At 70.7% G+C, this 12,417-nt stretch carries 12 protein-coding genes; 9 read left to right on the top strand and 3 right to left on the bottom strand.

Annotated features, from left to right (window positions below):
• The first annotated feature begins 17 nt into the window (after window positions 1–17).
• Window positions 18–215 (top strand): hypothetical protein, encoded by a 198-nt coding sequence (locus tag QSK05_RS11505; protein WP_285596942.1) that lies wholly within the window; start codon window positions 18–20, stop codon window positions 213–215.
• Window positions 216–221: 6 nt separating this feature from the next.
• Here the strand turns inward: QSK05_RS11505 and QSK05_RS11500 are convergent, their stop codons facing one another.
• Entirely contained in the window at window positions 222–1,193 is a 972-nt protein-coding gene (locus QSK05_RS11500) for a GlxA family transcriptional regulator (protein ID WP_285596940.1), read from the bottom strand.
• Between the two features lie 70 nt (window positions 1,194–1,263).
• Here QSK05_RS11500 and QSK05_RS11495 point away from each other — a divergent pair, with 70 nt between their 5' ends.
• From QSK05_RS11495 to QSK05_RS11460, 8 genes are all read left to right on the top strand, one after another.
• Window positions 1,264–2,250, top strand: coding sequence for an NADP-dependent oxidoreductase (locus tag QSK05_RS11495; protein WP_285596938.1), 987 nt, complete (start codon window positions 1,264–1,266; stop codon window positions 2,248–2,250).
• Window positions 2,251–2,273: 23 nt separating this feature from the next.
• Window positions 2,274–2,414 (top strand): hypothetical protein, encoded by a 141-nt coding sequence (locus QSK05_RS11490; RefSeq protein ID WP_285596937.1) that lies wholly within the window; start codon window positions 2,274–2,276, stop codon window positions 2,412–2,414.
• 9 nt (window positions 2,415–2,423) lie between these two features.
• The gene (locus QSK05_RS11485) at window positions 2,424–5,171 is read left to right on the top strand and encodes a helix-turn-helix transcriptional regulator (protein ID WP_285596935.1); all 2,748 of its coding nucleotides are present in this window, start codon (window positions 2,424–2,426) and stop codon (window positions 5,169–5,171) included.
• A gap of 91 nt (window positions 5,172–5,262) precedes the next feature.
• Window positions 5,263–6,093, top strand: coding sequence for an alpha/beta fold hydrolase (locus QSK05_RS11480; protein WP_285596933.1), 831 nt, complete (start codon window positions 5,263–5,265; stop codon window positions 6,091–6,093).
• Between the two features lie 14 nt (window positions 6,094–6,107).
• Entirely contained in the window at window positions 6,108–6,917 is an 810-nt protein-coding gene (locus tag QSK05_RS11475; protein ID WP_285596931.1) for an alpha/beta hydrolase, read from the top strand.
• Between the two features lie 89 nt (window positions 6,918–7,006).
• A complete protein-coding gene (locus QSK05_RS11470) occupies window positions 7,007–8,140 on the top strand; it encodes a MalY/PatB family protein (protein ID WP_285596929.1) in 1,134 nt (377 codons plus the stop codon).
• A gap of 146 nt (window positions 8,141–8,286) precedes the next feature.
• A complete protein-coding gene (locus tag QSK05_RS11465) occupies window positions 8,287–10,518 on the top strand; it encodes a putative bifunctional diguanylate cyclase/phosphodiesterase (protein ID WP_285596927.1) in 2,232 nt (743 codons plus the stop codon).
• An 85-nt stretch (window positions 10,519–10,603) separates the two neighbouring features.
• Entirely contained in the window at window positions 10,604–11,185 is a 582-nt protein-coding gene (locus QSK05_RS11460) for an FAD-dependent monooxygenase (protein WP_285596925.1), read from the top strand.
• Here QSK05_RS11460 and QSK05_RS11455 read toward each other — a convergent pair.
• Window positions 11,157–12,026 (bottom strand): hypothetical protein, encoded by an 870-nt coding sequence (locus tag QSK05_RS11455; RefSeq protein WP_285596923.1) that lies wholly within the window; start codon window positions 12,024–12,026, stop codon window positions 11,157–11,159. The two genes, QSK05_RS11460 and QSK05_RS11455, sit on opposite strands and share 29 nt — an antisense overlap.
• The gene (locus QSK05_RS11450; RefSeq protein ID WP_285596921.1) at window positions 12,023–12,409 is read right to left on the bottom strand and encodes a hypothetical protein; all 387 of its coding nucleotides are present in this window, start codon (window positions 12,407–12,409) and stop codon (window positions 12,023–12,025) included. Before QSK05_RS11450 ends, QSK05_RS11455 begins: the two co-directional genes overlap by 4 nt.
• Window positions 12,410–12,417: the final 8 nt, after the last annotated feature.

Below are 12,417 nucleotides of genomic sequence, written 5' to 3'. Positions count from 1 at the left end.
GAACGTCCGGTTATCAGATGGACGACCGAAAGCTACTTCTGCGCGGTGGAGTTCACGACGGCAAGATCTGGACGGGAGTGGTTGCAGTCGGCAACCGGGTGTTCTGCGGCGATCAGGACGCCTGGTCGACCGAGGGCATCTACCTGGTCACCGAGCAACTGGAGACCACGGACAACGGCGAAGAGGTCAACATCGCTGTGCCCGCGTTCGCCTAGATTTTTTCAGACCCCGGCCGGCACCTGGAACGTGCGCCGGTAGTGCGTCGGCGTGACACCCAGCGTGGTCTGAAGATGCTTGCGCAGCAACGTTCCGCTGCCGAACCCGACCTCGGTGGCGATCCGGTCCACGGGCAGGTCGCTGACCTCCAGCAGGTGACGGGCCAGGTCGACGCGGCGCTGGATCAGCCACTGGTTGGGACTGACGCCCGTCTCCTCGCGGAACCGGCGGCTGAACGTGCGCACGCTCATGGTGGCGTGGGCGGCCAGATCCAGGAGGGTCAGGGGCTCCTCGAGCCGGGTCAGGGCCCACTGGCGGGTCCGCGCGGTGGAGCTGTCCTGGTGTTGCGGCACCGGGCGCTCGATGAACTGGGCCTGACCGCCCTCCCGCCAGGGCGCGACCACGCAGCGCCGCGCGGCGGCATTCGCCACTCCCGAGCCGTGGTCCTTGCGCACCAGGTGCAGGCACAGGTCCACACCCGCCGCCGCACCGGCACTGGTGATGATGCGGCCGTTGTCGACGAACAGGACGTCGGGGTCGAGGCGCACGTGCGGGAACAGGCGCCGGAACTCGTCCGCCAGCGCCCAGTGGGTGGTGGCAGCCAGCCCCTCCAGCAGACCGGCCGCCGCGAGCACGAAGGCTGACGTGCACAGACTGACGATGCGCGCGTCGTCGGGGATCAGGGACAGCGCGGTCAGCACCGGCGACGGCAGGGTGCCCTCGCGCAGGATCCGCTCGGTGGGCTCCTGGGTGGCGATCACGACCGTGCCGGCCGTGGCCAGCACCTGCTCGTCCTGGTCGACCACGACCGAGAAGTCCGCGTTCGTGCGCACCGGCCCACCCCCGATCGAGCAGGTGACGACCTCGTAGAGGCGCTCGCCGTCGGCGTCCAGCGCCTCCTTGAACACCCGGGAGGGGATGCCCAGGTCGAAGGGGACGACGTCGTCGAGGACGAGAACCACCACGCGATGAACCATGGCCGGAATTTTACGCACCATGTCCATCGGGCCACTCGTGGTGGTTTCCCGCGGCCCACACGATGGCTCCATGACTTCAGCAACCCCAGCCAGCAGCAACCCGACCATGCGCGTCGTCTCCCAGGACACTTTCGGTGACTCGAGCGTCCTGCGCGTGGTGGACGTCCCCAAGCCCTCCCCGAAGCCGACCGAGATCCTCGTGAAGGTACGCGCGGCCGGCACCAACCCCGTCGACTACAAGACCCGCGAGGGCACCGGCATGGCGGGTGTGCTCGGCTCGCCGCCGTTCGTGCTGGGCTGGGACGTGGCCGGCGTGGTCGAGGAGATCGGTTTCGGCGTTACCACTTTCCAGGTCGGCGACGAGGTCTACGGGATGCCGTGGTTCCCACGCGCCGCCGGTGGCTACGGCGAGTACGTGACCGCCCCCTCGCGCCAGTTCGCTCCCAAACCGGTCTCGATCAGCTTCGAGCAGGCTGCGGCCGTGCCCCTGGCCGCCCTCACCGCCTGGCAGGCCATCGTCGACACCGCCCGGGTGCGGCACGGCCAGCGGGTCCTCATCACCGCCGGCGCCGGCGGTGTGGGCCACCTGGCCGTGCAGATCGCCCGGAGCCTGGGCGCCGAGGTGATCACCACGGCCAGCGAGCGCAACCACGCCTGGCTGAAGGAACTCGGCGCCACGACCGTGATCGACTACAACGCCGTGCGCTTCGAGGACGAGGTCGCAGACCTCGACGTGGTCATCGACCTGGCCGGTGAAGCGCAGGACCGCACCAGTACGAGGTCATTGAAAACGCTGCGACCGGGCGGACTTCTGGTCTCGGTTCCCGGTGGCGTCTCCCCCGGGTTGGCAGAGGCCGGCCAGCAGCAGGGTGTGCGGGTGACCGGCATCCTGGTCGAGCCCGACGGTGAAGCACTACGCCGGATCGGCACCCTGATCGACGACGGGAGCATCCACGTCGAGGTGGAGCAGGTGCTGCCTCTGGAAGACGCAGCGAAGGCGCACGACGCGGCGCAGAGTGGTCACACCCGGGGAAAGATCGTGCTGAGCCTCGCCTGAGCATCGTCTGACACCATGGAGGGGTGAGCGACGTCTACTGCCGCAACTGCGGAGTCCGGCTGCGGCGGGTGCTCGGCCGCTGGTGGCACACGTCGCAGCTCGGTCCGGTGGCCTGCCCGGAGGCGGTGCCGGAGCCGGCCCCGGAGAATGACCAAAAGCCATAAAATGCCCGGATGGGGCATAGCGCCGGTCTCCTCGGCCGACAGGAAGAGTCCGGCCTGGTCACGAGGCTGGTGCGCGAGGCCCGGCACGGCCGGGGCGGAGCGCTGCTGATCGTCGGGGATCCCGGTATCGGCAAGACCACGCTGTTGCAGGCCACGACCGGTGAGACGGCCGAGCCGACCGGTATGCGGCTGGTCCGGGTCCACGGGTTCGAGGCGGAGTCACAGATGCCGTTCGCGGCGGTGCAACGGCTGGTCATCCCCCTGCGGGGGTACCTGCCGGCACTGCCCGAACGGCATCTGCGCGCTCTGGAGGTGGCGTCGGGCACGGCGGCCGGTCCCCCACCGGACCGGTTCCTGATCGGGCTGAGCGTGCTGAGTCTGCTGGCGGCGGCCGGGGCGCAGGAGCCGGTGCTGTGCTCCGTGGACGACGCGCACCTGCTCGACCCGGAGTCGCTGGACGCCCTGGCCTTCGTGGCCCGGCGCCTCGAGGTCGAGTCGGCGGCGCTGGTGCTCGCTGCGAGGGACAGCCCGGCCGTCGAGGCACACCTGGCCGGGGTGCCGCGGCTGCGGCTGGGTGGGCTGTCCCTCGAGCACGCTGTACGGCTGCTGGGCACCACGCTGCCCGAGCCGATCGACCCGGCGGTGGCGGCCCAGATCGCGGTGGCGACCGGTGGGAACCCGCTGGCGCTGACCGATCTGGCGCAGGAACTGACCGTGCGCCAGCTGACCGAGTCGAGCCTGGGCGACGAGCCGTTCCCGGTCGGGCGGCGGCTGGAGTCGTTCTATCTGCGGCAGGTGCGGGCGCTGGAACCAGGTCTGCAGAAGTGGCTGCTCGTGGCCGCCACCGATGCCACCGGCGACCACGACCTGATCTCGGAGGCAGCCGCCAAGCTCGGCCTTCCGGACGGTGCCGCCGAGGGGGCGGAGGCCGCCGGCCTGGTGGAACTCGGCTCCACCGTACGATTCCGGCACCCTCTGGTGCGTTCGGCCGCCTACAACGCCCCGGTGGGCCGCGAGCGCCGCCAGGTGCACCGGGCCCTGTCCGAGGTCGCCGACTCGATGGGGCTGCTCGACCTGGGTGCCTGGCATGCTGCCAAGGCCACGCTCGGCACCGACCCGGCGGTGGCCCGAAGGCTCGAGCAGACGGCCGACCGGGCCGGGGAACGAGGTGGATTTTCCTCTCGCGCTGGAGTTCTCACCCAGGCAGGGGCTCTCACCCCGCCCGGGCCGGAGCGCTACCGACGGCTGGTGACCGCGGCCGAGGCCGCCCTGGCCGCCGGGACCGCTCAGCTGGCCAAGGATCTGGTGGACGACGTGGACGAGGACGATGTCGACGAACCGACCCGCGCCCGGCTGCTGTCGTTACGCGCTCAATGGGCCCTGTTCACCGCCGACCCGGCTCTCGTGCGGTGCGGTGCCGACCTGATGGAAGCGGCAGACCTGCTGCACGGCCACGACGATGCGCACGAGCAGAAGGTGCTGTTGCAGGCCTGGGAACTGTCCCTGCCGGCCGAGCGTCTGACCTCGGCCCTGAGCTGGGAGCAGCTGGGCCACCGGGCGGAGCGGGCCGCCCGGCTGGAACCCGGGATACAGGCGGTCCTGCTGGAGGCCGTCAGCGCCCACCTGCTGTTGCCGTTCGAGGAGGCCGTGCCGGTCATGCGGCACGCGGCGAACCTTCTCGTCGAGCTGCCGGCCGAGGAACTGCTGCGGTTCGGGCACAGCGGCGCCGCGCTCGGAACGGCGCTGTGGGACGAGCAGGTCCGGCGAAAATGCCTGGAACGCTGGGCCCAGGCCGCGCGCGACGCCGGATCCCTGCAACAGCTCGACAGCGCACTGTGGGTGCTCTCGCTGACCGAGACCAGTCTCGGCAACCCCCGCGCCGCCACCGGTTACATGGAGCAGGTGCGTGAGCTGCGCCGCGCCATCGGCTACGAGGCGGAGCACGTGATCAACGTGGCCCTGCTCGCCTGGACCGGCGTGCCCCGCGAGCGGGTGCTGGCCATGGCCGAGGCCACCCGCTCAGCCGGTTTCGGCGGCGTGCACTCCAGTGCGATCGGGGCCCTGGCCTCGATCGACCTGGCCGGCTCGCGCTTCCGGGAGGCCTACGACCTGCTGCTGCCGATCATCGAGGAACCGTTCTTCCACACCACGCCCGTCGTCTACCCCGACTTCATCGAGGCCGCGGTCCGCAGCGGGCACACCGACCAGGCCCAGGTGGTGCTCGATCGGCTGCAGGGCCGCGCGCTCGCGTGTGCGACACCGTGGGTTCTCGGTGTGACCGCGCGATGCCAGGCCCTGCTGGCCCCCGGTCCTTCGGCCGAGAAACACTTCCGCGAGGCCCTCGAGCAGCTGGGCGAATCAACGGTCGATGCCGAGCTCGGCCGAACACACCTGGTGTACGGCGAATGGCTGCGACGGGCCCGGCGCCGTCGCCTCGCGCGGGAGCACCTCCAGCAGGCCGCGCAGGTGTTCACCCGGCTCGGCGCCGATGCCTTCCGCGACCGGGCGCACCGTGAACTGCAGGCGATGGGCGATCCCCCGGCCGCGTCGGGCCCGGCGGACGGCCCGGCGCCGACACCCGCGCTGACCGTCCAGGAGGCGACCGTCGCCCGGCTGGCGGCGGCCGGGCGCACCAACGCCGAGATCGGCGCCACGATGTTCCTCAGCACCAACACCGTCGACTACCACCTGCGCAAGGTGTTCTCGAAGCTCGGCATCTCCTCGCGGCGACAGCTGTCCGACCGTCTGCAGCCGTGATCGACTACGAGGAACACGTGGTCCGGCCGGCGGCCTGATCGGCGAGTCTCGGGGGGTCAGCAAACCCCTCACACAGACCGGGGAGGCGCCCATGCCCTTCGTCACCGCCGACGACGGAGCCCAGATCTTCTACCGCGACTACGACCCGGGAGACACCGGGGGCACCCCCGTGGTGCTCAGCCACGGCTGGCCCCTCAACTCCGACGCCTGGGAGGCCGCGGCCCGCTTCCTGGCCGAGCACGGCCACCGCGTCATCGCCCACGACCGGCGCGGGCACGGCCGGTCCAGCCAGACCTGGCACGGCAACGAGATGGACACGTACGCCGACGACCTGGCCGCCCTGCTGGAGACGCTCGACCTGACCGACGTCACCCTGGTCGGTCACTCCACCGGGGGCGGCGAGGTGGTGCACTACGCCGGCCGGCACGGCACCGCCCGGATCGCCAGAATCGTTCTGGTGTCGGCCGTCCCGCCGCTCATGCAGCAGGGCGCCGACAATCCGGGGGGCGTGCCGGTCGAGGTCTTCGACGGCCTGCGCGCCGGGGAGGCCGGCAACCGCTCCCAGCTGTACCGCGACCTGGCCGACGGCCCGTTCTTCGGGCACAACCGCCACGAGGTGGCTCAGGGTTTCCGGGACGCGTTCTGGCTGCAGAGCATGGCCTGCGGGCACCGGGCCGCCTACGAGTGCATCGCCGCGTTCTCCGCGACCGACTTCCGGCCCGACCTGGCCAAGATCGACGTCCCCACCCTGGTCATCCATGGCGACGACGACCAGATCGTACCCTTCGAGGTGGGCGGGAAGCGCTCTGCGGAGATGGTTTCCGGCGCCGAGCTGAAGGTCTACGAAGGCAGCGGCCACGCCCTGCCCGACACCGACCGGGAACGCCTGCACACCGATCTGCTCACCTTCATCAACTCCTGAAAGGTCTCTCTCCCATGAGCGACTCCCGCCCCGACACCGTCGTTCTCGTCCACGGCCTGTGGGTGACGCCCCGCAGCTGGGAACAGTGGGTGCCGTACTACGAGGCCAAGGGCCTGAAGGTCCTGACGCCCGCCTATCCCGGATTCGACATCGAGGTCGAGGCGCTGCGTGAGAACCCGGACGTGATCGCGCATCTCACCGTGCCGCAGACCCTGGACCACCTCGAGTCGGTGATCCGGTCGGTGGACACCCCACCGATCATCATGGGCCACTCGTTCGGTGGCACGCTCACCCAGCTGCTGCTGGCCCGCGGACTCGGGTCGGCCGGTGTCGTCATCGACTCGGCCCCCACCGAGGGCGTGCGCGTCACCCCGATCTCGCAGACGCGTTCCCTGTTCCCCGCCCTGAAGAACCCCGCCAACCGCAAGCGCGCCTTCTCCTTCACCCCGGAGCAGTGGCACTACGCCTTCGCGAACACCCTCAGCGAGGAGGACTCGAAGGCCGCCTGGGACCGGTACGCGATCGGCGCCCCCGGCCACTGGGTGTTCGAGTACGGCCTGTTCGCGAACTTCAAGCCGGGCCACCAGGACACCTGGGTCGACTACTCCGCCGACCGAGCGCCCCTGCTGTTCATCGCCGGCGAGCAGGACCACATCATGCCGCCGTCGGTGAACCGGTCGAACGCCGACCACTACAAGAAGTCTCCCGCGCTCACCGAGTATGTGGAGTTCCCCGGCCGTGACCACTGGACCTGTGCCGCACCGGGCTGGGAGGGCGTGGCCGACCACGCCCTGGAGTGGGCCCTGAAGCACGCCGCCGGCTGATCCTCGCTGATGCTCTGAACGCTCGGGCCGAACCGCGCACAGGTCCTCGTCGTGCGCGGTTCGGCAACGGCACGGTTAACGTTGGGGGCATGAACACGGCCGACCCCCTGGACGAACTCCGCCGGCGCACCAGTGAGAAATGGACCACCTACGGCGACGACGTGCTGCCGATGTTCGTGGCCGAGATGGACTTTCCGCTCGCTCCACCGATTGCGGACGCGCTGGTCGCCGCGGTCTCGCGGGGCGACACCGGCTATGTGAACCCGCACGATCGCAGTGCGTCCCGGGCGTTCGCCAGTTACGCACAGGACGCGTGGGGCTGGCTTCCGTCGGTGAAGCGGATGAGCCCGACGACCGACGTCAGTGTCGTCGTCGTGGAGTCGCTGCGCCGGCTGATCGTCCCCGGCCAGGGCGTGGTGATCATGCCGCCGGTCTACCCGCCGTTCTACGACCTGGTCTCCGAGGCCGGGGGCAGCGTGGTCGAGGTGGCGATGCTCGAGGACGGGATGGATCTGGAGGCGGTGGACCGGGCCCTGGCCGCCGGGGCCGGGGGTGTTCTGCTGTGCAACCCGCACAACCCGACCGGCCTCGTCCACAGTTTCGAACAGCTCGCCGAACTGTCGCAGATCGTGGCGCGGCACAACGGTTTCGTGGTCAGCGACGAGATTCACGCACCCCTCACCCACCACGGGCAGCAGTTCACGCCGTACCTGGCGGTGTCGGACGAGGCCCGAGAGCACGGTGTGGCCGCGGTGTCGGGCAGCAAGGCGTTCAACCTGGCCGGCCTCAAGTGCGCCTTCTTCGTGGTGGAGTCCGACCGGATGGACTACCTGCTCAGGTCACTGCCCGAGGAGGTCACCGCCCGGACCGGACTCTTCGGGCTGATCGCCACCCGGGAAGGTTTCACCCACTGCCGGGGGTGGCTCGACGACACGATCACGGCCGTCGAGTCCAACTTCGATGTGCTCGACCAGGAGCTCGCCGCCCATCTGCCGTCGGTGACCGTGCGCCGGGCCCGGGCGAGTTACCTGGCCTGGCTGGACATGTCGGCGCTGGGCTGGGGCGCCGACCCGTCCCGCACGGTGTTTCGCGAGGGCCGCGTGGCGTTGACGCGCGGCACCGACTTCGGGCCGCAGGGTGCCGGGTTCGCCCGGATGAACCTGGCCTGCGCGCCGGGCACGATCGTCGAGGCCGTGAGCCGGATCGCCGCCCTCGTACCGTGATCGTCGATGATCATCGATCCGATCCACCGGCTTGAGTGACGGTTTGAGTCCCTGACCAGGACCGGGCCTGAAGATCTGCCCCGAACGATCCGATCACTCTGGGGAAGCGTGTACGGCACCGTGCCTGCCGAGATTCGGGGAGGGTCGTGAACCGCCTGTTGCTGGCTGCGACCTGGCTGCTGGTCGCGATCTACACGGCGATGCTGACCCTGCGCGGCAGCCACGACTTCAGCCTGGTGATCGACGGCATCGTCGGCGGCGCCTGCCCGCTCGTGGCCGCCGCCCTGGCCTGGGGGAACCTGCGCCGTGCGGGCCCCCGGCGGCCCGAGATCGCCGCCCTGGCCTCCGCCCTGACCGTCTTCACCCTCAGCAACCTGCTCTACCTCACTCTCTACGCACGCGGTGTCGAATACGACTTCCCGGGCCCACCGGACTTCGGGTTCGCCGCGTTCTACCCGGTCACCGTGCTGGCGGTCGGCCTGGCCGCCCGCCGGGAGCTGAACAGCCGGTCGGGGCCGGACGTCTGGCTGGACAGCGCACTGGGAGCCCTGGGATCCGGCGCCGTGCTCGCCGTGCTGCTGGACAGCGTCTTCGTCAGTGCCTCGGGCAACCCCCTGGGCGCCAGCTTCGCGCTCTTCTACCCCGTCTCCGACCTGTTCCTGGCCGCGCTCGTCGTCGGGGTGATGACGATCCAGGGCCGCCGTCCGCAGCCCTTCTGGCTCTTCCTGCTCGCCGGACTGGCTGCGTTCATCGTGATCGACGTGATGTCCGCGGTCTCGCTGCTCACCAACTCGTACGCGCCCGGCGGGTTCACCGACGCCCTCTGGGCGGTCGGCCTGGCCCTGATGGCCACCTGGACCGGCGCCCGGCACCGGGAGGCCGAGGAGATCGAGCACCGGCCCGCGCTGCTCCTGCCCGGACTGGCCACGGTGGCCGGGCTGGGGGTGCTGGTGGCCGCCTCGGTCACGGACGACCAGGTCTCCCCCCTGGCCCTCACCCTCGCCGTGCTCACCCAGGTGGCCGCCGGCGTCCGTACGCTCTACGCCTTCCGGCAACTACGCCGTCTGGCCGATCTGCGGCGCCAGGCCACCACGGACGACCTCACCGGCCTGGCCAACCGCCGGGCCTTCTACGCCGACGCCGAGACCCGGCTGCGCCGCCAGGCCCGCGGTGCCCTCTTCCTGCTCGACCTGGACCGGTTCAAGGAGGTCAACGACAGTCTCGGGCACCACGTGGGCGATCAGCTCCTGATCGAGATCAGCCGGCGCCTGTCCGTCCTCACCCGCCCGGGCGACCTGCTCGCCCGCCTCGGTGGGGACGAGTTCGCGATGCTGGTCGAGGGCCTGGACGCTTCCGGAGCAGGGCAGCTGGCCGAGACGCTGCGCGCCGACATCGCCCGTCCCTGCACCCTGGAGGGCATCGCGCTGCGCACCGACGCGAGCATCGGTCTGGTGCTGGCCCCGGAACACGGCGACACCCTCAGCCTCCTGCTGCGCCGCGCCGACATCGCCATGTACCAGGCCAAGCAGGCGCGGCGCGGGCACCAGATCTACTCCGGCGACAGCGACGACACCGGCCCGATGCGGCTGCGCGTGCTGCAGGAACTCCACACCGCCCTCGACCAGGGCCAGCTGACCATGCACTATCAGCCCAAGCTCGACCTGGGCACCGGCCAGGTGCACCACGTGGAGGCCCTGGTGCGCTGGATGCACCCCGAGCGCGGCCTGCTCTACCCCGACGCCTTCCTCGGCCTGGCCGAGGACGCCGGCATGATGCGCCGCCTCAACCAGGTCGTCCTCACCGAGGCTCTCGACCAGGCCGTGCTCTGGCGCCGGAGCGAGCACCCCCTGACGATCGCGGTGAACCTGTCGGCCAGCTCCCTCGTCGACGCCGAGCTCCCGCACGAGATCGCGAGCATGCTCGCGATCCGCGGCCTGCCTCCCGAGGTGCTGGAGATCGAGGTCACCGAGGAATTCCTGATGGCCGACCGGGACCGCACCCGGCACATCCTGGCCCGCCTGCGTGACCTCGGGATCCGGATAGCGGTGGACGATTTCGGCACCGGATACAGTTCGCTCGCCTATTTGCGCGAACTACCCGTGGACGACCTGAAACTGGATCGCTCCTTCGTGTTCCCGATGGCTGAGGACCCCCGCGCCGCGGCGCTGGTGTTCTCGACCATCGAGCTGGCCCACAGCCTCGGCCTGACCATGATCGCCGAGGGCGTGGAGGACGAGATCTCACTGAAGGCCCTCACCGACAACGGTTGTGACCAGGCCCAGGGATATTTCATCTCCCGACCGCTGGCGGCCCCCGCCCTCGACGCCTGGCTGGCGGCCCGGGCCCGGGCGGCGCAGCAGACCTCGCTCGGAACCTGATCGATCAGGCCCGGTCGCGACCGTCCGGCGGCTAAGGTGAAATGCGGTGATTCTCCGCATTTCGTAACGTCGGAAGGATTACGCCATGCCCGAGGTGATCGTGGTCGGGGGCGGCCCGACGAGACTGTGGCTCGCGGCCGAACTGCGCCTGGCCGGCGTCACGGTCGACGTACTGGAGGGGCGGGAGCGGCGCTTTCCGCATTCCCGGGCAATGACCCTGCACGCCCGCACGCTCGAGGTGCTGGCCATGCGCGGCCTGGCCGACGAGTTCGTGAACAGCGGCGTCCATCTGCCCACCTACCACTTCGGCATGCTGGAACAGCGGCTGCCCCTGGCCACGCTGGACAGTCCGTTCCCCTTCGTCCTGGCGCACTCCCAGGTGCAGACCGAGGAGAAACTCGAGCGGCGGGCCCGGGACCTGGGCGCGAACGTGCTGCGCGGGCACGCCGTGACCGGAGTGACGCAGGACGACGATGGCGTCACCGTCGTGGTGAGGACGCCGGGCGGGAACGAGCGCATCCGCCGGGCCACCTTCGTGGTGGGCTGCGACGGTTCCCGCAGCATCGTCCGTACGTCGGCCGGCATCGACTTCGTGGGACGGGCGGGCGACCCGTTCCCGGGGTCGCCCGCCGGAGGGGTCAGGCGCCCTTGCGAACCCGCCGGGTGATGGCCCGGCCGACGTCGGTGGTGAGTGCACCGGTGAGCGGGATTCCCAGTGTGGTCGCCAGCGACGCCCCGTAGAGGTCGACGGTGGACTCGACCAATGCGGCGTACCCGTCGACCGCCTGCCGGGCCGTGAGCCAGCCCACGGTCCAGGTCACCGCCCCGATCAGCGCGGCAGGCCACCAGAACGCGCCCAGCACGACGTACATCAGGCCCCAGGCCGACAGTACCGCGGCCTCGTCGACCCGGGTGCGCGCGGAACGGATCTCGATGCGGGGCGGGTCGGGAAGGACCAGCCACAGGCCGGGCCAGACCGCAGGCAGGTCGAGACCGTAGGCGTTGCGCACCCGGGTCTCCACGGCCGCGACGCGATCGCCGATCCAGGTCGGGCGACTCGGCTCGGCCCAGGCCTGAGCGTTCCGCCGGGTACCGTGCCCGGCGGCATCGGCCGACTGCGGATCTGCGCTTTCGAGAGCCTTCGTGAACTCCGCCTGGGCCTGCACCCACCGTTCCCGCCGGCGAACCGTCCGCCGGCCCGCGTAGGACCGCAGCGGAACCGGCCACGACCCGAGCCACCACAGCAGCTGGCCGGCGCCCAGGAGCTGGGCGCCCAGCCCGGCCCCGGTCGCCGCGAGTGCGGCCAACGCGACCAGCACGACGACGCCGGTCGCGCTCTCGGCGGCGGCCTGCGCCCGGTCGCCCAGCATGGCCAGGTCCAGGGCATGCCGGTGACCGAGATCCACACCGAGAACTCCGACCGCCACGAAAATGACTCCGGGAAGCGCAATCAGCGTGGTCCAGCGGTCGAGCAGCCGACTGCCGACCTGGCCCAGCAACGGCGTCACGCCGGGTCCACGAGAGACAAGGTCTCGCCCCGTAGCCCGCACACGGGTTCTGGTCCACCGGGTTGCCGGAGCTCGTACCGGGAGCACACGGCCCGTGGGCAGCGGTACCGATCGGCCGAGGGGATGCCGGACCCGGTCGGCAAGAGCGCCCCGGGGCCTCCGACGGTGGGCTGCCAAGCGCGTTCGGCGGTGGCTTCCGGAATGCCCAGCTGTCGGCACAGGTGCACCAGCCGGGCGCTCCAGGCGCTGTCGATCCGTCCGTCGGCGGCCTCGCCCGAGAGGCGCTCAAGAGCCTCCAGCAGCGCAACGCCGGCGGCTGAAGCCCGGGCTCTCAGGAACCCGAGGTCTTGGCAGAACCGGCCCAGCTGATTGTCAGTGCCCATCAGAGAGT

The organism is Kineosporia sp. NBRC 101731, from assembly GCF_030269305.1.
GTDB lineage: Bacteria > Actinomycetota > Actinomycetes > Actinomycetales > Kineosporiaceae > Kineosporia.
This window is presented reverse-complemented; position numbering and strand designations above follow the sequence as displayed.